Consider the following 22,883-nt stretch of genomic DNA (forward strand, 5'->3'; position numbering starts at 1 on the left):
AGTCATCAGGTTGATGAATTTCGATGAGTTGGAGACCAGATGCGCAGACTCCTCCCCTTGGCGCTGGCCGTCCTCGTCGCCGCTCTGGCCGTCGCCGCGCCTGCGCGGCCCGTCCTCGCGGCGGCCGACGGCTCGCTCGTCGCGACGTCCGTCACGGTCGGGTCCGAGCTTCGGTTCAGCTACTCCACGCCGCGCCCCAGCGCGACCAACTGGGTCGGCCTGTACACCGACCCGGGCAACGGCCCGGTTGGCGAGGCCTATATCGGCCAGTCCACCAAGTGGACGTACGCGCCGTCGGCGAGCGGTTCCGGCTCGCTGCCGACCGCCGGGCTGGCCCCGGGCGCGTACATCCTGTACTACCTCTACAACGACGGCTACACATGGCTCGCCCAGCCCGTGCGGCTGCAGCTGATCGCCGCGTCGGGAACTCTCACGCTCGCCTCGGCCACGGTCGCGGCCGGGACGCCGATCCAGGCCACGTACACAACCTCGAAGCCGAGCGGCACGAACTGGATCGGGCTGTACCACAACCCGGGCAACGGCCCCGTCAACCAGGCCTACGTCGGCCAGTCCGAACGCTGGGCCTACACGGCGGGCGCCAGCGGCTCCGCCTCGCTGCCCACGTCCGGGCTGGCGGCCGGCGACTACATCGTGTACTACCTGTACAACGACGGGTACACCTGGCTCGCCCAGCCGGTCAACCTCCGCATCACCGGCAGCGGCGCGCCCCACTTCCCCACGACGGCGTTCACCCTGCGCAACGCCAAGGTCGGCGTCGCCTACTCCGCCACGGTCGGCGGCCTCGTGCAGGGCGACACTGCCGGGCTGACCTTCGCCAAGACGTCCGGGCCCGCCTGGGCCACGGTCTCCAGCACCGGCGCCGTCACGGGCACGCCGAGCGCGGCCGGGACCGCCACCATCGGCATCCGCGCCACGACCGCCGCCGGGACCGCCGACGCGACGGTGACGATCCGGGTGCAGGCCGCAGCGCTCGTACCGCAGCTGCGCGCCCTGAGCTGGAACCTCTGGCGCGGCGGCACCGTCGTGTCCAACGGGCTCGAGAAGGAGCTCAAGTTCCTGCTCGAGCGAGACGTCGACGTCGTCGGCATCCAGGAGAACGAGGGCGCGGCGGCGCAGGCGCTCGCCACCGCGCTCGGGTGGTCGTACTTCCAGAACGCCGACACCGCCGTGCTGAGCCGCTACCCGATCACCGCCACGACGCCCACCGTCGCCGGATCGGCGGTCGCGGCCCGGATCGACCTCGGCTCGCGCTCGCTGCGGCTGTGGAACGCCCACCTCGGGTACACGCCCTACGGCCCATACGACGCGTGCTTCGGCCACCTGACGGTGCAGCAGCTGCTCGACCGGGAGGCCTCCTCCGGCCGCACCGGCCAGATCAACGACATCATGGCCGCGATGGCGCCCGACCTCGCCGCGTCCGCGAGCACCCCGGTCCTGCTGACGGGCGACTTCAACGCGCCGTCGCACCTGGACTGGACGGCCGCGAACTCCCGCTGCGGGTACGGCGCCGTCCCCTGGCCCTCCTCCACGGCCCCTGCCAACGCCGGCCTCACCGACTCCTACCGCCAGGCCCACCCCGACCCGGCACGGGATCCGGGCAACACGTGGTCCCCAGTGGACAAGACCTTCGCCGGTGGGTACGGGTACGACTCCCACCAAGGCGAGCCGGAGCCCCAGGACCGCATTGACTTCGTCCACTACCGCGGGCCGCTGACGGTGCTGTCCTCCGACGCGCTCTGGGAAGGCACCCCGTCCCAGTCCGACCCGTCGGGCAACGCCTGGCCGTCCGACCACGCCGCCGTCCTGACCGTCTTCGGGGTCGGCTGACCCGACCGGGGTTTCCGCACGCTTCGGCAGCTCATGCACTGCCCGACGATCAGGACTCACCAGGAAGGAGACGTCCTATGGGACGGTTCAGCCGCAGAAGCTTCGTCACGCTGTCCGCAAGCGCCGCCGCAGGCGCGGTGATGGCACCGGGAATCCAAACCGGCACGCCGGCCAAGGCCGCCGCGGCGACCACGGGCACGATCACCGATGTGCAGCACGTGGTCATCCTGATGCAGGAGAACCGCAGCTTCGACCACTACTTCGGGACCCTGAAGGGAGTACGCGGCTTCGGCGACCGCAGCGCCGTCACGACCAGCACCGGCAGCTCGATCTTCCGCCAGCCCAACGGCACCGGGTGGCAGTACCCGTGGAAGATGAGCAGCACCCTTCCCGCGGGCGGCGCGAACCCCGGCGACATTGCTCAGTGCAACGGGCAGTTGGCGCACAGCTGGTCATCGCAGCACGCGGCGTGGAACACGGGCAAACTCGACAACTGGATCTCAGGAGTCGGCAACGTCCGCACGATGGGCTACCTCGACCGAAGCGACATCCCATTTCACTTCGCGCTCGCCGACAACTACACCATCTGCGACGCCTACTTCTGTTCGGCGCTGAGCGCGACCGGACCCAACCGTACCTTCCTGTGGAGCGGCAAGATCGACGCGAACAGCAAGGACGGCGGCGAGGAGTCGGGGCTGACCTGGCAGACGTATGCCGAGGCGCTGCAGAACGCCGGGGTGACATGGAAGGTCTACCAGCGCTCCAGCGACAACTTCGGCGACAACGGCTTGGCCTACTTCCAGCAGTTCACGAGCGCCTCGCCGGGCAACCCCCGCTACGATCGCGGCATGGCCTCGGTGCCTGGCACGAAGCCCACGCACGAGGCGATCGCCGACGCCATCAGGGCCGACGTCGTCAACGGCACGCTCCCGCGGGTCTCCTGGGTGGTCGCCAACGAGGCGTTCTCCGAGCACCCCTCCGCCCCGCCCGGCGACGGCGCGCACTTCGTCAACCTCGTGATCCAGGCCCTCAACGCCGACGCAAGCGTCTTCAACTCGACCGTGCTGTTCCTCAACTACGACGAGAACGACGGCTGCTTCGACCACGTGCCGCCTCCGGTTCCCCCGGGCGGCACCACGGACGAGTTCCTCGGCGGCGTGCCGATCGGGCTCGGCTTCCGCGTACCCATGCTGGTGATCTCGCCGTGGACCCGCGGCGGCTGGGTGAGCTCGGAGGTCTTCGACCACACCTCCGCCATCCGGTTCCTGGAACGGTGGACCGCGGCGCTCGGCACGCCGGCGACCTGCCCCAACATCAGCGCGTGGCGCCGAATGGTGGTCGGCGACCTCACCGGCGTCTTCGACTTCGCCTCGCCCGTGTACGGGCTGCCGCAGCTGCCCGCCACAAGCGTGATCACCCACGCCTACTGCAAGACGCTGCCCAACCCGACCCCGAGCACCAACGCCCTACCCTCACAGGAGCCCGGCACCCGGCCGGCCAGAGCCCTGCCCTACCAGCCCAACGGATACCTCGACCGGCTCGAGTTCGGCGCCAATGGCAAGATCCTGGCCTGGTTCCAGATGGTGAACCAGGGCGCCGAGGCGACGCGCGCGGTCCATTTCTCGATCCACCCCAACGCGTACCGCAACCGCGACCCCTGGCAGTACACGGTCAACGCCGGCGGCACCGCAACCGACTACTTCAACATCGGGGCAGGCTACGGCTCAGGCCAATATGACCTGAGCATGGTCGGCCCGAACCGCTTCCTGCGCCGCCTCATCGGCAACGCCACCACCGCCGGCAAGGACGCCTTCGTCAGCAGCTACTACGCGGTGGCACCCAACACCGGGAAGCAGGCGATCTGGTTCCGGATGAAGAACACATCAGCGTCAGCGATGACCTTCACCATCACCTCGAACCAGTACCGCACGGACGGCCCCTGGACCTACCTGGTGGGTGCCGGGCAGACCGTGGACGACTGGTTCAACGCCGTTGCGTACACCAACGGCTGGTACGACTTCACGATCACCGTCGACGTCGACCCGGCCTGGTCGCAGCGCTTCACCGGCCACATCGAGACCCGCATGGCCAGCGTATCCGGATGACCACCGATCGGGGCTGCCTCGCACGACATGCTCACGCGAGGCAGCCCGGCTCGCGGTGTCATGGCAGGTCGCCGAAGAACCGCACGGCGGCCGCGAGGATCGAGGCGATCTCCGGATCGACGAGCTGGTAAACCATGTGCCGGCCTTCGTGGGCCCGTTCCACCAGCCGGGCGTCGCGCAGGACCCGCAGGTGCTGTGAGGTGAGCGTCTGCGGAGCGCCGATCGCCTCGACGATCTCGTGGACGTGCAGCTGATGGTGCACGATGAGCAGTTCGACGATGGCCAGCCGTAACGGCGCCGCGAGGGCACGGAACAGCGCACTGATTCGCTCGTGGCGCGGGACATACGGCGTCGGCATCGGCGCTCCTCGACAGGGACGGACGCGCAAACGATACTCGTTTTCATTTCGGGATAACGAGGTGTCACATTCCAATGTACGCATGCGGCGCCGAATGGTGTGGATCATGGTGCCGGCGCCGACGCGGTCAGGCGGAGCGCCCAGATGCATGGATATTAATACATTCACATTCGTTGACCGACGAACGCAGTCGTCCCTATGGTCGGCCCGGACCTCGACGCCTACCCCGGCGCTCGGGGTCAGGCGTGCGCCACCCGCGCGCGTCCAAGGCTCCTCTCCTTGCGCAACCCGCAGAAAGGGACCGACCATGACACGTCCGGTGTCACCCCGCTGGGCCGCCCGAATCGGCCTCGCCTCGCTCTCGTCGCTCACGCTCGTGACCGGCGCCATCGTGGCCCTGGCCGCGCCGGCCCAGGCAGCACCCCCCAACCCGTACTCCCCGGCGTATGCGCACCCGTACCGCCACGGCGCGGTACCCACCCGCGAGGTCAACGACCAGATGCGCGGCTACGAGGCGGCGCACCCGGGCACCGCGGCCCCGGCGACGCCCGCGGTCGGCTCCGGAAACCTCCGCTACGGCGGCGGGGTCGACGGCATCGGCGTCACCACCGGCGCGCCCAAGGTCTACCTGGTGTTCTATGGCTCCCAGTGGGGCACCACCGGCACCGACGCCAACGGCAACGTCACGTTCTCCGGCGACTCGGTGGGTATGGCGCCTCGCCTGCAGCAGCTGTTCAAGGGCGTCGGCACCAACAACGAGCTGTGGTCCGGCGTGATGACCCAGTACTGCGAGGGTGTCGCGAGCGGCGCCACCAGCTGCCCGGCCGGTTCGGCCTACGTCGGCTACCCCACGGGCGGCGCGCTCGCCGGCGTCTGGGCGGACACCGGTGCCGCCTCGCCGTCCTCGGCGACCGGGCACCAGCTCGGCGTGGTGGCGGTAGCCGCCGCGTCGCATTTCGGGAACACCACGGCGGCCTCCAACCGCAACGCGCAGTACGTCATCGTGTCCCCGCACGGCACCACGCCGGACGGCTTCAACACCCCCAGCGGCGGGTTCTGCGCCTGGCACGACTGGAACGGCGACAGCACGCTGACTGGCGGCGCGGTCAGCTCGTCCGTCGGCGACATCGCGTTCACCAACATGCCGTACGTGACCGACGCCGGCTCAAGCTGCGGCCAGGGCTTCGTGAACTCGCCCGGCACGCTCGACGGCGTCACCATCGTCGAGGGGCACGAGTACGCCGAGACCATCACCGACCAGAACCCGGCCGGCGGCTGGACCGACTCGACCGGCTACGAGAACGCCGACAAGTGCGCGTGGGTCAGCAGCGGCGCCGGTGCGTCGGCGAACGTGACCTTCTCCACCGGCACATTCGCAATGCAGACCACGTGGTCCAACGAGGTCAGCGGCTGTCAGATGACCCACGCGATCGTCGGCGGCGGCGGAACCGGCGGCGTGACGGTGAACAACCCGGGCAACCAGACCGGCACCGTGGGCATCGCGGTCAGCCTGACGCTGACGGCGTCGGGCGGGACCGGCTCCTACAGCTGGTCGGCGTCCGGCCTGCCGGCCGGCCTGTCGATCAACTCCAGCACCGGGGTCATCTCGGGCACCCCGACCACGACGGGCACGTACACCGTGACGGCCACCGCGACCAGCGGAAGCCAGAGCGGCAGCGCGTCGTTCACGTGGACCATCAACCCGTCGGGTGGCGGCGGCTGCGCCAGCCCGGGCCAGAAGCTCGGCAACCCCGGCTTCGAGACGGGTTCGGCGTCGCCGTGGACCGCGACCTCCGGCGTGATCAACAACTCGTCGAGCGAGCCGGCGCACTCGGGCTCCTGGAAGGCGTGGCTGGACGGGTACGGCACTACGCACACGGACACGCTCACGCAGTCGGTGAGCATCCCGGCGGGCTGCACGTCGTACACGTTCTCGTTCTACCTGCACATCGACACGTCGGAGACGACGACGTCAACGGCGTATGACAAGCTGACGGTGAAGGTGGGCTCGACCACCCTGGCCACGTACTCGAACCTGGACAAGGCGTCCGGGTACACGCTGAGGTCCTTCAACGTGGCGGCGTTTGCCGGCCAGACGGTCACCATCTCGTTCAGCGGTACCGAGGACGCCTCGCTGCAGACCTCGTTCGTCATCGACGACACGGCACTGACCGTGAGCTGAGCCCACAACGGCGCCCGGGGCCACCAACTCCGGGCGCCGTCCCGGCCGGATCTGAATGTCAATTTGCGATATGACAAGGCAGCCAGCTCGCCGGGGGCCCGTCGATGTGGCACTGTGCCGCTATGCCATCGGCAGCCTTGTCGAGAGAGATCGGCGGAGCCTGAACCAGCTCGGCCAAGGTGACGCGTGCGCCACACAGCGTAACCGTCATCGAAATGAGTTCTTCAGCAAGATTTCAGGGCTGCCACCCTATGCTCCCCTCCGCATTTCTACGAAACCGATGTCTGCAGGGTTGTCGTAAGGGGAGAGTTGTGTCCGTTGCCGCAAATCGGCTGGTGAGTTCGCGTGGGTGGCTGACGAAGGTGCCGGCGATCACCGCCACGTTCTGGGTCATCAAGGTTCTGTCGACGACGATCGGGGAGACGTTCGCGGACTATCTGACCGTGAACGTCGGCCTCGGTCCCGCAGTGACCGACGCGATAATGTTCGCCGTTCTCGTGGCCGCGCTCGTCGTTCAATTCCGGACCCGGAAGTACACGCCCTGGATTTATTGGTTGTGCGTGGTGCTGGTGAGCATCGTCGGCACCCAGATTACCGACTTCTTCACCGACACGCTGGGTGTGAGCCTCTATATCAGCACCACCGTTTTTTCGGTCGTCCTCGCGATTGTGTTCGTCGTCTGGTATCGGCAGGAGCGCACGCTCGCGATCGCCTCCATCGACACGCCCCGCCGTGAGGCTTTCTACTGGTGCGCGATCCTGACCACGTTCGCGCTCGGCACCGCCGCCGGTGACCTGGCCACCGAGGCACTCAACCTGGGCTTCCGGAACGGCACGCTGATCTTCGGCGGGCTGATCCTGGCTACCTGGATCGCGTACCGCCTCGGCGCCGGTCAAGTGCTCACATTCTGGATCGCCTACGTGCTCACCCGGCCGCTCGGCGCCTCGTTCGGCGACCTGCTCACCCAGGACAAGGACTTCGGTGGGCTGGCGCTGGGCGCGAGCGCCACCAGCCTGCTGTTCTTCGCGGTCATTCTCGTGCTGGTCGTCCGCGAACAGGTACTGGTCAACCGCCATGGTGTCGCTGAAAAGGGCGCCGGGCCGGTTGGCGGCCACCGCCGGGACTACGCGTGGGCCGGTGCTGCCGCCCTGGCTGTTGCCGTCCTCGGTTTCGGGCTCAGCACGGCGCACGCATCGCAGCCGACCACGGACACGCAGGCCAGTTTCGAGCAGGGCACGGTCGCGCCGGGCCAGCAGGGCGGCGGCAACGCGACCGGGACTGCGGCCGCGGCGCGTCAGGCGCACCCGACGACCCGGCTGGGCGACCTGAGCAAGTTCGCCGTAATCGTCGACGACATCCAGGGCAAGGTCGCCAAGAACGACCTGGCAGGTGGGAAAATCCGCGTGAAGGACCTCGAGGTGGCGTGGGACGACGCCGAGGCCGGGCTCAAACCGCGCGACTCCACCAAATGGCACCAGCTCGACGACCAGATCGACGCGGTGCTCACCGCCCTGCGCGCGTCGACCCCCACGCAGGCCGATTGCGCTTCCTCACTCGCGACCCTGATGGGCACCCTGAACAAGTTCGACGGCGTCTGACCTGGACGATTTCGTCGATGCGGGGAGCCTCATCCGCATGATCGAGGAGGTCGCCCGGCACGCGGGCCACCTGGGCATCGTCCGTGAGCTGCTCCACGGCTCAGCCGGCGTCACCGCGCCGGCTGAGCGCCGGGTTCCGCCCTGACCGTGGCCCGTCGGCCGTCGTCTCGGCCGTGTGTCCGGTTGCGGCCCGGGCCGTGGCTCGTCAACCGCCGACCACGCCGGACATGATGAGGACGAACGTCGTGAGGAATGCGGCCGTAGCCAGCACCGCCGCGGCGATCGTCACCGGGCGCCGACGCTCCAGCACGTTGCGGGTTGTGGGCGGCGCCGCCGGAACAGCGGCCAGGGCGGCCTGGATCCGTCCGGCGGTCTTGAGCTCCGCGGGCCGGTAGTTCCACCTCCCGCCGATGATGATCGGGCCGGCGGGCACGGTGACGGCCCGCCGGCTCTCGATCTGGATCGTAACGGCACCGCTGGCCGTCCCGCGCAGCCCCGAAACGAGGTGGCGGGGTATCGCGCGCCGGTTGAACACGGTGAGGACGACCAGCTCGGTCGGCGTGACGACCACCCGGCCGGCGAAGCTCTGCAGCGCGAACAGGATCGCGAGCGACCCGAACAGGCCGAAAGCGGCCCAGGCACCGGCCGCCGGCGCGCCGGGGAGCAACCACACGGCGACGCCGCCGGCGAAAATTCCGAACAGGATGCGGGCGGTGACGTCCCGCCTCGGAATCACCACCCGGCCGCGCCGCACCCGGACCGGCATCGTCGGCGGCTCGGTGACACCCTCCCACCGCTCATTGCGGGCAGTCACCATCCTGCCGCTCACAGCGACGAACACCGCGACGCCGGCGAGCACCGTAACCGCATTGGGGCCGTCGTGTCCTGTGATCCGGTAGCCGACCGCCGCCCCCACGCCGACCAGGACCGCCACCCCGCTGACGACGAGCGTGAGCGGCATCGTCCACACAAGGTCTCCGCGGTCATCAAGGTGAGGCATGGCCATGATCGTGCCAGAGTCCCACAATCGCCAGGACCCGTCAGGGGGCGGCGCAGACCGTCCGTGGCCGTGGCGGCCAAGCCGGCGCCGGTGGCCGGCACGACCCCGCTCGGCAGCGCCCAGTTCGAGGGCGTCGTGGAGGACATCCCGCGCCCGAGTCACGCCGGAGTCAACGAGATTTGATACACGTGCCGCGGCATGCGAGTGCGTTCCATCTGACGAAACTCGCCGGCTACGAATTCCTTCGCAAATCAATCGGACACTGCCTGCGCGGCGCCCGGCGGTATCGGCCTCTTCGATACCATCAGCTGTGACCTAGATCACTAGAATGGCTCAGGAGTCCGCATCGCGTCCGGCCTTGCTTCGGCGAGGAACCTTCGTTCCGGTGGCAGTGAGGCTGCCTTCGAGCGCCCAACGCAGCCTCCTCGTACTCCCCCAAACGGGGTGGGGAGTTTCGGGGCAGGATCGCCCTCTGGGCGTTCTTGAAGTGAGCGGGTAGCGACTCGTCTTGCGGCCAGACCCCGGCTACGGTCGCCGCATGCCTGAACTGGTCCTGCCGACCGTCCGCCTACACGCCGCCTTTCTGGAGTGCCGCGACGACTGGGGCCCTGGCCTCCACGAGGACGGCTTCGGCCTGGGCGCCGACGACGACGTGGACTCACCCGGCGGCTTCGCCGCCTGGGTGCATCAGCTGGTCCGGCTGACCCATTGGGCCGGGGAGCCCTGTCCGGACGAGAAGCACGGCTCACCGCGCTGGATCGTCGAGGACGGTGAGGTGCTCGGAGGAATCGTCCTGCGGCACATCTTCGACGACAAGATCGGTCACATCGGTTACGGCATACGCCCACTCGCGCGCCGCCGCGGGCTGGCAAGTTGGGCACTGGGTGAGATGCTCGGCGAGGCCCGCGCCGTCCTGGGCCTGGACCGCGTCCTCATCCTGTGCCTCGCGGACAACGTCGCCTCGGCCCGCACGATCGAACGCAACGGCGGCGTCTTGGAAGGCAGCCGCGACACCGGGGATGGTCCGGTCAGGCGCTATTGGATCGCCCTGGACCGGTGACCTTGACTCATCCCGGGAGCAACTTTAGGTCTGTCGCTGCTCAGCGATCCACAGCAGGTCGGTGAGCACAAAGCCGGGCAGCGCCACGTCGGCTCCCGACATGACCTGGAACGTGCCGCCGCGGGTGTCTGGAACCCAGCCGGCGTGTAGGCCGTAGTCGATTAGTGCGCGGACGTCCGCCGCCACCGGATATGGATATGACTCCCCGGCCGAGGCTGGCTGCGGCCGTTCGGTCACGTCGGCCTGCAGGACGCAGCCGGTCTTGCCGCCACCCCAGATCCGGATCCGGATGCAGCGATGCCTGCGGTGGTCCGGACCGGGCGCCGCCCGCACGTCGGCCTTCCAGGTGTACTCCCGACCGTCGATGTGCAGCTTCCGCAGTCTCGATCTCACCGTCTCATGGTTCCAGCCATAGGCTGAGCAAACGGAGCCGGCTGGACACGGACGTCATTTCACCGACCAAGACCTCGGCCCGGCGGCCGCACGCGATCGGCGGCAGAAGAGGACGCCTGCTGTTTCTTCTACTCCTGCGGTCGCGCGTTGCGCCAGAACTGCCGGGGTGCGTAGCCCTCCCGGCGCAGCCAGTGCTCGGTATTGCCTGCGATGCCCGCGAGCACCCATCGGCAAGGGTTAGCGTGAGAGACTGCCGACCATGACGACAAAGGTTCGTCGCAGGCTTGCGCTCGGACTTCTGGTTGCCGCGGCGGCTATCGCCACTGTGGCGATTCTCGCGACTGCCGACGGTGGACAGTTGCAGGTCAACCCGCCCAACGGTGGGCACGTGTATCTGCGGCCGCTGGCCCATCCGTTTCTGGGCGTCGCCATCGCCGCTGCGATGCTCGCAACGGCCGCTCAACTCGCTGTTCAGCACGCCGCTCGACGGTTCAGCGCACAGGCGGCCGCGGCACTGGTCGCGGCCGTCGCGCTGTTCTTGGGGATGCTCGGGTACTCCATGGGCGACGCGCTTTCGGACGAATCCGTCGTGGCCACGTCCGCCGACTTCAAGGTTGTGTCGTACCGATCTCCGGGGTTCTTCAGCTCTGACAGGATCGTGCTGCGAGTGCGCACCCGCGAAGGCCTCACCAGCCGCGAGGGTAGTGAGAACCTCGCATGCTTCATCGACCAGACATCCGGCGCCGGGCCGGAGTGGCTGTTCGACCGCGCCAGCTTCACGGGCAACGACGAGATCGCAGTCTTCGCCAAGGACGGCACGATGTGGCGGATCCGCTTCAACACCCGGACTCTGTCAGCCCTTGGCCCACTCGACAGGTGCACTGAGGCGCCCGACGCCTGGGCTGACTAGCAGACGCCATCACTGAAGATCTGCGGCGCCCTGGCGCGCTCGGCCGATGACCTGCTCCTCCCCTACGCCCAGCGTGCCGTGCGCATCACCCAGCTGAGCACCATGCACGTCGCTGTCACCGACAGCGGCGTGGAACTCCTCCTCGCCGAAGCACCGATCCTCGTCCCATCGGCACTCGAGGAGTTCCACGCCCGATCAGAGGTTGAAGGCCTCCGTGCCCGGTCGCGGCCGACCCGGACAGAGGCTTCCGGTGCTGCGGTCATGCTCGCGGGGTCGAGAGCAGGCCCTTGAGGAACACATCCAGCATGCCGCTCAGCGTCTGGCCGAAATCCATTGCCAGGGACGCCAGTTCCGGCTCGCGTGCGTAGGCCGTCTTCATCGCGTCGGAGGGCTGGGCGTGGGTCCAGACGGCGCCCGACATTATGAGTACGGTCGCGGCGAACTGGTGTGCCGCGACCGTGCCGAGCTCGGGGAGTCGGTCTCGGACGATGCCGGCCAGCTCCTCGACGTCGCTGATCATGGCGCGTTTGTACTTCGCCGCTACATCGGCCGAGACGTTCCGTTCCAGGACGCCCGCTTGGGCACTGAGCAGGTCGCACAACACGGGCCGTTGCTTCAGGGTGTCAAGGAGGGCCGAAACGACGCGCATGCGGCGGCGGTCCACCCCGGCGTCGCCGAGCCGTCCCAAGTCGTCCCCGAGAGCCTTGAGCCATTGGTCGAGTTCCGACGTCAACAGGTCCAGCAGGACCGCCTCGCGGGACTCGAAGTAGCGAAGCACGTTCGACTTCGCCAGGCCCACCCGACGGGCCAGTTCGTTCAGCGTCAGGTCGGCGACCGGCGCTTCACGCAGCATCGCCGACGCCGTGCTGAGGATCGCGGCGCGGCGGATCTCGCGTTGCTCATCGCTGCGGGCGCGCTGGAACGTTTCGGGCACGGCTTCATGGTAGCGCCCACCGGACCGCTGGTCTCTTGTGTGTCTTACGGTCGTCCGGCCTTCGCGACTCGCGTGATACACGTCACGCAACTAAAAGACCGCTGGTCTATTGTGAAGAGACCGACGGTCTCTTAAATTGATGTCAGCGCACAGGACGTGCGATCAGCGGAAGCCAAGGAGATCGGCATCATGAGCAGCGACAAGAAGATCAGCGACAAGAAGATCGCCGTCATCACCGGCGGCGCGACCGGCATCGGCAAGGAGACCGCACGACTGCTGGTCGCGGACGGGGTGCACGTCGTGCTGAGCGGCCGCCGCAAGGACGTCGGCGAGCAGACGATCGCCGAGCTCACGGCGAACGGCGGCAGCGCCTCGTTCCTGGTGGCCGACATGGACTCGCAGGACAGCATCAGCGCCCTGTTCGACTCCGTCGTCGCCGAGTTCGGCCGCCTGGACTACGCGGTCAACAACGCGGGCCTGGCCCACGAGACGGCCGCGATCGCCGACGCCGATCCGGTGAAGTTCCAGGAGATGCTGTCGACGAACGTGATGGGCCTGTTCCTGTGCATGCAACGCGAGATCAAGGAGATGCTCGCCGGCGGACGCGGCGGCGCCATCGTCAACCTCGCCTCCATCGCCGGGCTCAACGGCATCCCCTACAGTGGCCCATACGCGGCCACCAAGCACGCGGTCGTCGGGCTGACCAAGACCGCAGGTATCGAATACTCGGCGCAGGGTGTGCGGGTGAACGCGGTGGCCCCCGGCGCGATCAAGACCGACATCATCGCCCGCGCGATCACGCTCGGTCAGTACGACGAGGCGACCATCACCGAGATGCACCCGATGGGCCGCATGGGCCAGCCGCAGGAGATCGCCGCGGGCATCCACTGGCTGCTGTCCGACCAGGCGTCGTTCGTCGCCGGCGCGATCCTGAACATCGACGGCGGATTCCAGGCCAAGTGATCCGTGCAACGATCGGCGGACGTGACCCGCATGCGGCGAACCGCCGCATGCGGGTCGGCGCTGTGCTCCTCAAGGCCGCCGGCGCCGACATGAAAGACATCCAGGAAACCCTCGGCCACTCCTCCATCACCATCACCGCCGACACGTACACCTCCATCCACGAACTCGAGCTCGAACGCGCCAAAGCCGACGCCGCAGCAGCACTCGTCCCCCGACACCGCAAAGCGAGCTGACCACACACCCGGCGCGCCCCGGACACCGGACGCACGTTCGGCATCCGGGGCACCTGGTCCGGCTCCCCAACACACGCGCCAGGCAACCGGGTGGACCCGACATTGGACTGAGCCGACTGCCACGCCCGAACCCAGGTGCCTCGTCGCGGGGCCCGGATCGAGGTACCGTGTCCGACACGAACGGACTTCTCGAGTGGTCGCAGCGGCGACCCGCCAACGAACGGGGGCAGGCAATGGGACGCGGACGAGCCAAGGCCAAGCAGGCGAAAATCGCCCGGGAGCTGAAGTACTTCAGCCCACCCACCAACCTCACCGCGCTGCAACGCGAACTCGCCGGCGCGCCCCAGGCAGCCGACCACGACCAGGCCCACCACATCAGCGAACGCGACGACGGCCCCGCACGCTAAACGCGGCATCCCAAAAGCCAGCCGAACGGTGCACCCGGCACCACGCACGGTGAGCTGCCGGGCGGCGCTGCCGCGCTCACGGTCGAGGGAGTGACCATCCTCGCGTGGCTGCCCATGTTCGTTGTGGTGACCGGCATCCCACCGTGCTCGCGGCGCTGGCGGCCCGCAACACCCACCGCAGCAGCGTCAGGTGGCGGCGTGGTCCGGTCCGCAGCACCTGCTCCGCCTCGCACCGTCGGCCTGCCCGAGCAGCGCCCAGACCAGCCAGAAGCGGCGCCACGCGTCAAGCCTCTCGGGACGACCGGGCGGAGCACCCGCGGCCGGTCCGCGATGAGCAGCCGCACTACGGTCGCACAGCACGAACAGCTCGGCGAGCGAACCCCGGCGCGTCCAACGTCCCCACATGACCCTCGCCGGCTCACGGGTACCTGGCCATCGCGCGGGTCGGTGCGGCGCTGTCGGTCGCCGGGCTGTTCGTGGGCTGCCCGGTGCTGGTGCCGCGCTTGGGCCCGGCCTAGTGCGCGGCTGACGCAGCTGACCCCTGGCTCCCCGCCGCGATCAGCGCCTGTCGCCGGCAGGGGGTGTAACGGGTACGCCGGGCCTCAATAGCGGAATGGTGATGTGCGTGAGCGGCCCGATAGTCGCTGCGTACAGCAGGGTCCCGATCCCCACCGACCCACCGAGCAGCCAGCCGACGACCAAGACGGTGATCTCGATGACGGTGCGGACGAACCGGATCGAATGTCCCCTGGCCGCGACCGCGGTCGTCAACCCGTCTCGGGGCCCCGGCCCGAAACCTGCACCGATATACAGGCCCGTGGCGAAGGCATTGAGCAAGACGCCGGTCACCAGCAGGAACGCCTGCAGGGCAAGACTGTGCGTCGCCGGTACCAGCCAGACCGTAAGGTTGATGCACAGTCCCACCAGCACAGCGTTCGCGAGCGTGCCGACGCCGAAGCGTGCACGCAGCGGCAGCCACAGCAGCAGGACGGCGACGCTGGCGAGGATCGCCCAGGTGCCGACCTGCCCTCGGAACGTACGGGCCAGGCCTTGGTGCAGGACGTCCCACGGGTCCACACCCAGGCCCGCCTGCAGGATCAACCCGCTGCTCAACCCGTAAAGCCCCAATCCGCACAGCAGCATGGTCCAGCGCAGCACCACACGGTCGGTCGGCAGCGGCAGAAGCAGGCGCACGGCAATAACACTGGCCGAATTGGTCCGGCATCGCCAAGACCAATCCAGGATCGGTGGTATGGCGATCTCGACGTCGACATGCAGGGCGTGAGCAGCGCCCGAGGGCGCCCACCACGCCGTCGCTGCTGGGGTGCGCTGCGTGGCGTGGCCGGATTGAGCTCGCCCTGGCCGTTGACACCTGCGCCCGACCCGGTCGTCTTCATCCCGGGCCGGGCACCGGCCGGGCGCCTGATCACGCCGTCGGGCAGGCTCGGCGCCGAACCGCCTACCATTGGGGGGATGCAAGCCTCATCGTCGCGTGTGCTCGTCGTCGAGGATGACGAGAGCCTCGGCGCTGGCCTGGTTGGGCTGCTCGCCGCGGATGGGCACGAGGTTCGCTGGGCACGCCGCGCCGAGGAAGCCGGCCGGTTGTTGAACGACGGCGTCGCCGACCTGGTCCTGTTGGATCTTGGGCTGCCGGACCGCGACGGCTTGGACCTCTGCGGCGAAATCTGCGAGCGATACGCGGACACCGTCGTGGTGGTGGTGACCGCGCGCACGGACGAGGCTGATGCGGTCCGGGCCCTGGATGGGGGTGCCGATGACTTCGTCGTGAAGCCCTACCGTCCGATCGAACTGCTGGCCCGGTTGCGGGCCCATCTGCGACGGCGCGGCGAGTCGGGGCAGCCGGAGTTGCGGGCCGGTCTGGTACGGCTGGACCAGCGGTCCCGGCGGGCGTGGGTGGGGGATCTGGAGATCGCGCTGCGCCCGAAGGAGCACGAGTTGCTGGCGGTACTGGTCGCCTCCGCCGGTGAGGCGGTGCGGCGCGAGCAGCTGATGGAGCAGGTCTGGGACGAACACTGGTCAGGATCGACGAAGACCCTGGACGTGCATGTCGCAAACGTCCGTCGCAAGCTGGCCGATGCCGGCGAGCGATGGGACCGGATCGCCACACTGCGAGGGTACGGCTACCGCTTCGAGCTGGACTGACCGCAGTCAGGCCAGAGCTTCGGGCGTACCGTCCGGTGCCGGTCGGGAGGGCGGCAGCAGGAGCGCAACCCTGGCCCGGGGTGCACGGCGGCGTATCAGCAGCGACCCGCCAGCGCGTTCCACAAGGTTGGTCGCGAGTTGCAGGCCGGTGCCCGGCGTGCTGTCGTCGGGAAAGCCCGTCCCCTGGTCGGCGACCTCCACGACGATGGTCTCGCCGTAGGCTTCGACCGTGACGGTGACCGTGCCGCCGCCGTGGCGTACCGCGTTGTCGAGCAGGACGTCGAGGCTCTGGCGGAGGGCGGGGCCGGTGATGGCGACGTCGCCGGTGTGATCGGTGCGCAGGACGACAGGCCGGTCCGGTGTAGTCCAGCGACGCACCGCCTCGCCGGCGATCCGGCCGGGGTTGCAGGCACCCGTCGCGGTCGGGCTGCGCAGCGACAACAGGTCGGCGATCGTCGTCTCCAGGTCGCGAGCGCGGGTGAGCGCTGCGGCCACGTCGGGTGGTTGCTGCTCGAGGAAGAGCAGGACCCCGGCCAGTGGTGTTCGCAGTTGATGTGAGGCGTCGCGGACGAATGCGCGTTCGTGGCTCACGAGGGTGTCGATCTCGCGGGCGCTGTCCCGCAGCGCGTCGCCGGCCGCATCTGCTTCCGCGATACCCCACCGAGGCAGCCGCACGTCGTACCGACCGTCGCCGAGGTGCCGGGTGGCTGTGGCGAGTTGTTCGAACGGCCGGGAGATTTGCACGGCGGCCCGGCGTGCGAAGAGGACGGCGACGCCGATGATGGCGAGTGCGAGCGCGGCGAGGAGTCCCCAGGCCCGGTAGACCTGGGCCCGCAGCTGCGCGAGAGGAACGGCGGCGCGGACGCTGCCGGCCACGGTGGTGTCCGACAGGACGGGCATCACGACGCCCAACTCGCCGCTGTCGGATCCGTCGTGCTCGTGGCCGTCGGCGGCCCGGGACGCCAGTGCTGAGGTGGGCGGTCCGACGCCGGCGACGCGGGTGCCCCGCGCGTCGTACACCCCGATGCGGATGTCGCCCGTCCCGCGCGGTACCGGCACCGGCGTGCCGGCCTCGAGGGTGTTGTCCGGCACCGCGGCAACGGCGCGGGTGGCGTCGCGTTGCAGCGCGGTCAGGGCCTGGGTGGTGATGAGCCGGTCCAGGACGACGGCCAGCGGAACACCGAACAGCAGCAGGGCAAGGACCGTCACCAGCGCGATCGCGTCCCGCACCCGGGCGCGCAGGCTGCGGGTCCGTGGTTCTCGTCGTGGTCGCGCCATGCGTCGACTGTAGGCCGACGAAGGCAAACGCCGCCTTTACCTTCGCTTGGCTCGGCGCTGGCCAGGGCCTGTCTAGCGTCGGACATATGAGACGACTCTGCCTGCTCGTCATGGGGATGCTGAGCACGGGGATGCTGATCGCCGGTTGCGGCGGCACCGCTCCTCCGTCAGGTCAGGCGAACCCTCCGGCGTCGACGACCGCACCCGGTGCCGCCTCGGGCGGTGCACAGGCGCCCGTTCCCGCCGAGAGCAACCCAGCCGGGGATATCCCGGACAATATCGCGTTCGTCAGCTACACGAACACCGCCGGCAAGTACACGTTCACGCATCCGGAGGGCTGGGCGGAGACCACGAGGACGACGGTCGTGACCTTCACCGACAAGCTCAACGGCGTGCAGGCCATGACCGGCACTGCGACCACCCCTCCGACGGTCGACAGCGCCAAGACTCAGGATGTCCCGGCCTTGACGAGCAGCCAGGCAGCCTTCGAGCTGCGCGGCATCACGGCCGTGACCTTCCCGGCCGGTCAAGGCGTGCGGATCGTGTACCGGCGCAACTCCGCACCCGACCCGGTCACCGGGCGGCAGTACCGCGACGAGGTCGAGCGCTACGAACTGGTGTCGGCGGGCCGTGAGGTGATCATGGAGTTGTACGGCCCGGTCGGGGCGGACAACGTCGACGCGTACAAGACGATGATCTCAAGTCTGCGGCTCACGTGACGCCGCTGGAGGCGCGCGGGCTGCATCGGTTCTACCGCCGCGGCGACAGCGAGGTGGCCGCACTGCTGGACGTGTCGCTGACCTGCCAGGCCGGCGAGACCGTGGCGGTGACCGGGCCGTCCGGCTCGGGAAAGTCCACACTGCTCGGCCTGCTCGCCGGCCTCGACGACCCGGACGGGGGCTCGGTGCATGTCGCCGGCCAGCGCCTGAGCCACCAGACCCCGACGGTCGCCGCCCGGATCCGCGCCCAGCACATCGGAGTCCTGACCCAGAGCAGCGGGCTGCTCGGACACCTCAGCGTCCTGGAGAACGTTCAATTCGCGGCTGGCCTGCGCGCCGGCGGCGGGCCGTCCCCGGAGGAGGTTCTCGATGGTCTGGGGCTGCGGGCCGTACGGCGCGCCACGGTCCGCACGCTGTCCGGCGGCGAGACCGCTCGCGCGGGGCTGGCCGTCGCGCTTGCCGGCGCCCCGACCGTGCTGCTCGCCGACGAGCCGACCGCCGAGGTCAGCGCCGACGAGGAGACCACCATCCTCGAACTCCTGCGCCGGTGGCGTCCGCCCGACAGCGCGACCGTCATCGTGACCCACTCGAGCACGGTGGCCGAGCAGGCCGACCGGGTCGTGCACCTGATCGACGGGAGACTCGCATGATCCTGTCCGCCGACGCCCTCAAGGTCGCGTTCACCGGCCGGGTCGTGTTCGACGGCTTCTCCGTCGTGCTCGACGAGGGCGACCGGTACGCGCTGACCGGCCGGTCCGGCTCGGGCAAGACGACGTTGCTGCTGGTGCTCGCCGGTCTGCTGCGACCGACGGCCGGCACCGTTGATCTTCGACTCAGACCCGAGGATGTCGTCTACGTCCCGCAGGCTCCTTCGCTGGTACCCGAGCTGACCGCGCTGCAGAACGCCTCGCTCGGCCTGCGGGTCCGGGGGGTTGCTCCGGACGTTGCGGAAAGCCGGGGCCGCGACCAGCTCAGGGCACTCGGCCTCGCCCAGGCCGACGACGCGCTGCCCGCGGAGCTCTCCGGTGGCATGCAGCAACGGGTAGCCCTCGCGCGGGCGCTCGCCGTCGGGCCACGCCTGTTGCTCGCCGACGAACCCACCGGTGCGCTGGATCAGGCGACCGGCGCCCGGATCGTCGACGTCCTGAACGAGTACGCCGCGGACACCGGCGCCACCGTCGTGGTGGCCACCCACGACTTTCGGCTCGCCGCTCGCTTCCCCCGACAGCTCGTGATCGCCCCATTGACCCAAGAGGACCTCATCAGATGACGCCCCGCTACGTTTTGCAGTCACTGCGTCGACGTCCGTCCGAGACGTTCGCAGCGGCCGTCGCCGTGGCCCTCACGGTCGCTTTCCTGGCCTCGCTCGGCTCGTTCGTGGCTCAGACCGGCTCGCGCCTGACGCTGCGCGCGGCCGAGCGGGTGCCTGTGGACTGGCAGGTCCAGGTCACCCCGAACGGCGATGCGGCGGCCGCGGCCGAGGCACTGGGGCGGGTCACGGGCCTCGCCGGGTTCCGCGCCGTCGACTACGCCAAGGTGCCGGGGCTGACGCTCGTCTCAGCCGCCGGAACCCGTACCACGGGCTCGGCGTACGTCGTATCGATGCCGGACGACTACGCGTCCTTCGCTCCTGGCGAGATCCGCATGCTCGCCGGCACCTCCGGCGGGGCGGTACTGCAGCAGCAGACCGCCGCCAACCTCGGCGCAGCGCCGGGCGCGACCGTCACGGTGCTGGGCTCCGGCAAGGACGTGAACGTCACCGGCGTCGTGGACCTCCCGAACGCCGACTCTTTCTTCCAGGTGGTAGGCGCGCCGGCCGGCTCCGGCGCCAGCGCCCCACCCGACAACGTGCTCCTCGTCCCGCCCTCGCTGTTCGGCTCGTTGGCGTCCGGGGCGACCGTCATCCGTCAGTTGCACGTCCGCCTGGACCACACCACGCTGCCCAGCGATCCGGCGGCTGCCGCCGACGAGATCACCCAGCGGGTAAACCACTATGTCGCCGACATCGCCGGCGGGGCTCTGGTCGGCAACGACCTCGGCGTGTCATTGTCGGCAGCACGCGAGGACGCCTTGTACTCGCGCCTCCTCGTGCTGCTGCTCGGCGTGCCGGGACTGGTGCTGTCGGCGGTCGTCACCGCGATGGTGATCTCGCTGCGAAACGACCGGCAGCGTCGTGACCTGGCCCTACTGCGCCTCCGCGGCGTCACACCACGGCGCGCCGCGACGCTGTTCGGGCTCACCGCTCTGGCCGACGGGCTCCTCGGGGCGGCCCTCGGCGCCGTCGGCGCGATCCTCGCCAACACCCTGGCGCTGGGGCCCACGGCCCATCTTTCGCCGGTCTGGTTCGGCGTCGGCGCGCTCGTGGGGGTCCTGCTCGCGATCGGTACCGAACTGGCGCCCGTCGCGCGGTTGCTGCGTGGCGAGTCCCCGACCGTGCAGGACGGGGCCACCCAACTCCCCCAGGCCCGTACCCCCTTGGCCCTGCGGCTCGGACTCGACGTGCTGCTCCTGGCCGGCTCGGCAGTGATGTGGTGGCTGACGGCGCGGGGCGGCTACCAGGTCGTCGTCGTCCCCGAAGGCGTGCCGGTCACCTCGGTGAACTACGCCGCGCTGCTCGCCCCGGCCCTCGCCTGGCCCGGGATGGCCCTGCTCATCTGGCGCGTCACCGCGTTCGTGCTCAACCGACACGTCCGCCGGCCCACCATCGACACCGCGGGCCGGCTGCCCGACCTGCGCCGCGACGTGGTCCGCCGCCGGCGGCGCCTGGTCGCCCGCGGCGCCACCGGCCTGGCCGTCGCGGTCGCCGTGACGGTCTCGGCCGCCGTGTTCACCAACACCTACGACCAGCAGGCCCGCCTCGACACCGCCCTGACCGTCGGGTCCGACGTCGCCGTCACCACGGCCCCGGACAGCACCAACACCCTCGACCCGGCGCTGGCGAACGTGCCCGGCGTCACCGCCGTGGAGCAGGTCAGCCACCGGCTCGTGTACGTCGGCCCCGACCTGCAGGACCTGTACGGCATCGACCCCGCCACGATCGGCCGGGCCGCACCGCTCCAGGACGCCTTCACCCCCGGCAGCTCCATCCGCACCGTGCTGAACAACCTGGCCAACACGCCCGACGGCGTGCTGCTGTCCCAGGAGACCCTGCACGACTACCAGCTGCGGACCGGCGACCTGGTGCAGCTCCGGCTGAAGACGGCGACCGGCAGCTACACCACGGTGTCGTTCCACGTCGTCGGCGTCATCACCGAATTCGCCACCGCGCCGCGGGACAGCTTCGTCATCGCCAACCGCTCCTACCTTGCCAAGGCGACCGGCCTGTCCGCGGTCCAGACCCTGCTGATCCGCACCAGCAGTCCGAAGCAGGTCGCGGCCCGCATCCACGCCCCCGCGGGCGCGCTCGTGAACGACATCACCGCCCCCCGCGTCGCCGTCCCGTCCGCCTCCGGGCTCGCCGCCGGCAGCCTGTCCGGCCTGGCCAGCCTGACCCTCGCGTTCGGGCTGCTCCTGGCCAGCGCCAGCGCCGGACTCATCCTCGTCGTCGGCGCCGTGCAACGCCGCCGATCCATGATCGCGCTCGCCGTCCTGGGCGCCGACAACCGGCAACGCGCCGGGTTCCTCCGGACGGAAGCACGCGCCCTGGTCATCGCGGGCGTGGCCGGCGGGCTCGTCACCGGCGCGCTGATCGCCTTTGAGCTCGTCAAGGTCCTCAACGGCATCTTCGATCCGCCGCCCCAGCATCCGGTCGTCCCATGGGCGTTCCTCGGCGCGCTGTTCGCCGCCGTCCTCGGCACCGCCGCCCTGGCAACCGAGGCCTCCGCCCGCTGGACGGGACGCATCGACGCCTCTCGGCTACGCGACCTGTGAACCACCGCCGATCTTGGCTCCATTCGAGAACCACGGTTCATATCTCTGGACCCCGTTGATAGATTGCCTGGTCATGGAGGGCTCAATCAAGTCGGCCGAGCGAGTGCTGCGGATCCTGCATCTGGTCGCCGGACATCGGGAAGGATTAGCCGCTGCTGATATCCGCGCCCGGCTCGACCTGCCCAAGAGCAGCCTGCACGGGCTGCTGCAAGTGATGACCGAGCACAGCTACCTGGCACTGGAGCCGCGCACGCGCAGCTACCGCGTCGGAATCCGGGCCTGGGAGGTAGGCCAGGCCTACTCGCGGACGCAGGACCTCGTCACGGCGGCCCGGCCGATCCTGCGGGTACTGCGTGACGAGTTGGACGAGACGATCCAGATGGCGACCCTGGACGGACTGGACAATGTCTACATCGCCAAGGAGGAGTCGGCGCAACCCCTGCGGCTGGTCTCGGACGTCGGGTTGCGCCTGCCCGCGCACACGACCGCGCTCGGCAAGGTCCTCCTCGCCGGTCTGCCGGGACACCAGGTACGGGCCCGCCTCGCCGGGGTGCGACTGCAACGCTTCACCGAAGCGACGATCAGCGACAAGTCCGAGTTGCTGCGCCGACTCGCGCTGGTGCGAACCCGGGGGTACGGAGAAGACGACGGCGAATACATGGTCGGCCTGTACTGCGTGGCGGTGCCCGTACGCACCGCGGCCGGAGCGGCGCCCGCCGCGATCAGCTGCTCGATCCCGGTAGCCCGGGCCGGCACCGGGCCCGAGCGGGCCCAGCGGTACCTGCCGGCCCTGCGCGCCGCCGCGGCCCAAATCGCCACCGCACTGCCCGCCGGGCCTTGACCGGCCCGGCACCGATCGAGT

General features: G+C 69.6%; 23 protein-coding genes. 16 read left to right on the forward strand and 7 right to left on the reverse strand.

Annotated features, from left to right (window positions below; genetic code table 11):
- The first annotated feature begins 39 nt into the window (after window positions 1-39).
- Entirely contained in the window at window positions 40-1,848 is a 1,809-nt protein-coding gene (locus ACGFI8_RS26715; protein ID WP_392808931.1) for an endonuclease/exonuclease/phosphatase family protein, read from the forward strand.
- Window positions 1,849-1,925: 77 nt separating this feature from the next.
- Window positions 1,926-3,953 carry a phosphocholine-specific phospholipase C gene (locus ACGFI8_RS26720; protein ID WP_392808933.1) on the forward strand — a complete coding sequence of 676 codons (2,028 nt, stop codon included), beginning with the start codon at window positions 1,926-1,928 and terminating at the stop codon, window positions 3,951-3,953.
- Window positions 3,954-4,011: 58 nt separating this feature from the next.
- Here ACGFI8_RS26720 and ACGFI8_RS26725 read toward each other — a convergent pair whose 3' ends face one another.
- Window positions 4,012-4,311, reverse strand: coding sequence for an ArsR/SmtB family transcription factor (locus tag ACGFI8_RS26725; RefSeq protein ID WP_392808935.1), 300 nt, complete (start codon window positions 4,309-4,311; stop codon window positions 4,012-4,014).
- A gap of 307 nt (window positions 4,312-4,618) precedes the next feature.
- Between ACGFI8_RS26725 and ACGFI8_RS26730 the strand changes: the two genes are divergently transcribed.
- From ACGFI8_RS26730 to ACGFI8_RS26740, 3 genes are all read left to right on the forward strand, one after another.
- Window positions 4,619-6,493, forward strand: coding sequence for a putative Ig domain-containing protein (locus ACGFI8_RS26730; protein WP_392808937.1), 1,875 nt, complete (start codon window positions 4,619-4,621; stop codon window positions 6,491-6,493).
- A gap of 311 nt (window positions 6,494-6,804) precedes the next feature.
- The gene (locus ACGFI8_RS26735) at window positions 6,805-8,091 is read left to right on the forward strand and encodes a hypothetical protein (RefSeq protein WP_392808939.1); all 1,287 of its coding nucleotides are present in this window, start codon (window positions 6,805-6,807) and stop codon (window positions 8,089-8,091) included.
- A 37-nt stretch (window positions 8,092-8,128) separates the two neighbouring features.
- On the forward strand, window positions 8,129-8,236 hold the full coding sequence (locus ACGFI8_RS26740) for a hypothetical protein (protein ID WP_392808940.1): 108 nt from the start codon (window positions 8,129-8,131) through the stop codon (window positions 8,234-8,236).
- Window positions 8,237-8,296: 60 nt separating this feature from the next.
- Here ACGFI8_RS26740 and ACGFI8_RS26745 read toward each other — a convergent pair whose 3' ends face one another.
- The gene (locus tag ACGFI8_RS26745; RefSeq protein WP_392808941.1) at window positions 8,297-9,091 is read right to left on the reverse strand and encodes a hypothetical protein; all 795 of its coding nucleotides are present in this window, start codon (window positions 9,089-9,091) and stop codon (window positions 8,297-8,299) included.
- A 538-nt stretch (window positions 9,092-9,629) separates the two neighbouring features.
- Here ACGFI8_RS26745 and ACGFI8_RS26750 point away from each other — a divergent pair.
- On the forward strand, window positions 9,630-10,151 hold the full coding sequence (locus ACGFI8_RS26750) for a GNAT family N-acetyltransferase (RefSeq protein ID WP_392808942.1): 522 nt from the start codon (window positions 9,630-9,632) through the stop codon (window positions 10,149-10,151).
- 24 nt (window positions 10,152-10,175) lie between these two features.
- On the opposite strand, the gene ACGFI8_RS26755 is transcribed toward ACGFI8_RS26750, so the two are convergent.
- Window positions 10,176-10,544: an integrase gene (locus ACGFI8_RS26755; RefSeq protein WP_392808943.1), complete on the reverse strand. Its 369-nt coding sequence runs from the start codon at window positions 10,542-10,544 to the stop codon at window positions 10,176-10,178.
- A gap of 259 nt (window positions 10,545-10,803) precedes the next feature.
- On the opposite strand from ACGFI8_RS26755, the gene ACGFI8_RS26760 reads away from it, so the two are divergent.
- A complete protein-coding gene (locus tag ACGFI8_RS26760) occupies window positions 10,804-11,454 on the forward strand; it encodes a hypothetical protein (protein ID WP_392808944.1) in 651 nt (216 codons plus the stop codon).
- 9 nt (window positions 11,455-11,463) lie between these two features.
- On the opposite strand, the gene ACGFI8_RS26765 is transcribed toward ACGFI8_RS26760, so the two are convergent.
- Entirely contained in the window at window positions 11,464-11,643 is a 180-nt protein-coding gene (locus ACGFI8_RS26765) for a hypothetical protein (RefSeq protein WP_392808945.1), read from the reverse strand.
- A 70-nt stretch (window positions 11,644-11,713) separates the two neighbouring features.
- Window positions 11,714-12,388, reverse strand: coding sequence for a TetR family transcriptional regulator (locus ACGFI8_RS26770; RefSeq protein WP_392808946.1), 675 nt, complete (start codon window positions 12,386-12,388; stop codon window positions 11,714-11,716).
- A gap of 189 nt (window positions 12,389-12,577) precedes the next feature.
- Between ACGFI8_RS26770 and ACGFI8_RS26775 the strand changes: the two genes are divergently transcribed.
- From ACGFI8_RS26775 to ACGFI8_RS26785, 3 genes are all read left to right on the forward strand, one after another.
- The gene (locus tag ACGFI8_RS26775; RefSeq protein ID WP_392808948.1) at window positions 12,578-13,351 is read left to right on the forward strand and encodes an SDR family NAD(P)-dependent oxidoreductase; all 774 of its coding nucleotides are present in this window, start codon (window positions 12,578-12,580) and stop codon (window positions 13,349-13,351) included.
- Window positions 13,348-13,584 (forward strand): hypothetical protein, encoded by a 237-nt coding sequence (locus ACGFI8_RS26780; RefSeq protein ID WP_392808949.1) that lies wholly within the window; start codon window positions 13,348-13,350, stop codon window positions 13,582-13,584. The genes ACGFI8_RS26775 and ACGFI8_RS26780 overlap by 4 nt, the downstream gene beginning before the upstream one ends.
- A gap of 233 nt (window positions 13,585-13,817) precedes the next feature.
- Complete coding sequence (locus ACGFI8_RS26785; RefSeq protein ID WP_392808951.1) at window positions 13,818-13,991, forward strand: DUF3073 domain-containing protein; 174 nt, start codon at window positions 13,818-13,820, stop codon at window positions 13,989-13,991.
- A 558-nt stretch (window positions 13,992-14,549) separates the two neighbouring features.
- Here ACGFI8_RS26785 and ACGFI8_RS26790 read toward each other — a convergent pair.
- Window positions 14,550-15,134, reverse strand: a complete 585-nt coding sequence (locus ACGFI8_RS26790) for a YitT family protein (RefSeq protein WP_392808985.1) — start codon at window positions 15,132-15,134, stop codon at window positions 14,550-14,552.
- A gap of 351 nt (window positions 15,135-15,485) precedes the next feature.
- Here ACGFI8_RS26790 and ACGFI8_RS26795 point away from each other — a divergent pair, with 351 nt between their 5' ends.
- The gene (locus tag ACGFI8_RS26795; protein ID WP_392808952.1) at window positions 15,486-16,154 is read left to right on the forward strand and encodes a response regulator transcription factor; all 669 of its coding nucleotides are present in this window, start codon (window positions 15,486-15,488) and stop codon (window positions 16,152-16,154) included.
- Window positions 16,155-16,160: 6 nt separating this feature from the next.
- Here the strand turns inward: ACGFI8_RS26795 and ACGFI8_RS26800 are convergent, their stop codons facing one another.
- Window positions 16,161-17,432, reverse strand: a complete 1,272-nt coding sequence (locus ACGFI8_RS26800; protein ID WP_392808953.1) for a sensor histidine kinase — start codon at window positions 17,430-17,432, stop codon at window positions 16,161-16,163.
- On the opposite strand from ACGFI8_RS26800, the gene ACGFI8_RS26805 reads away from it, so the two are divergent.
- The 5 genes from ACGFI8_RS26805 to ACGFI8_RS26825 all read left to right on the forward strand — a co-directional run bounded on the left by ACGFI8_RS26805 (window position 17,408) and on the right by ACGFI8_RS26825 (window position 22,862).
- Window positions 17,408-18,151 (forward strand): hypothetical protein, encoded by a 744-nt coding sequence (locus ACGFI8_RS26805; protein WP_392808955.1) that lies wholly within the window; start codon window positions 17,408-17,410, stop codon window positions 18,149-18,151. The two genes, ACGFI8_RS26800 and ACGFI8_RS26805, sit on opposite strands and share 25 nt — an antisense overlap.
- Window positions 18,148-18,801: an ABC transporter ATP-binding protein gene (locus ACGFI8_RS26810; RefSeq protein ID WP_392808956.1), complete on the forward strand. Its 654-nt coding sequence runs from the start codon at window positions 18,148-18,150 to the stop codon at window positions 18,799-18,801. The genes ACGFI8_RS26805 and ACGFI8_RS26810 overlap by 4 nt, the downstream gene beginning before the upstream one ends.
- On the forward strand, window positions 18,798-19,421 hold the full coding sequence (locus ACGFI8_RS26815) for an ABC transporter ATP-binding protein (RefSeq protein ID WP_392808957.1): 624 nt from the start codon (window positions 18,798-18,800) through the stop codon (window positions 19,419-19,421). The genes ACGFI8_RS26810 and ACGFI8_RS26815 overlap by 4 nt, the downstream gene beginning before the upstream one ends.
- Window positions 19,418-22,021: an FtsX-like permease family protein gene (locus ACGFI8_RS26820; protein WP_392808959.1), complete on the forward strand. Its 2,604-nt coding sequence runs from the start codon at window positions 19,418-19,420 to the stop codon at window positions 22,019-22,021. The genes ACGFI8_RS26815 and ACGFI8_RS26820 overlap by 4 nt, the downstream gene beginning before the upstream one ends.
- A gap of 73 nt (window positions 22,022-22,094) precedes the next feature.
- The gene (locus ACGFI8_RS26825) at window positions 22,095-22,862 is read left to right on the forward strand and encodes an IclR family transcriptional regulator (protein ID WP_392808961.1); all 768 of its coding nucleotides are present in this window, start codon (window positions 22,095-22,097) and stop codon (window positions 22,860-22,862) included.
- The last annotated feature ends 21 nt before the right edge of the window (window positions 22,863-22,883 follow it).

Origin of the sequence: Dactylosporangium sp. NPDC048998 (assembly GCF_043197855.1) — a bacterium.
Taxonomy (GTDB): Bacteria; Actinomycetota; Actinomycetes; order Mycobacteriales; family Micromonosporaceae; genus Dactylosporangium.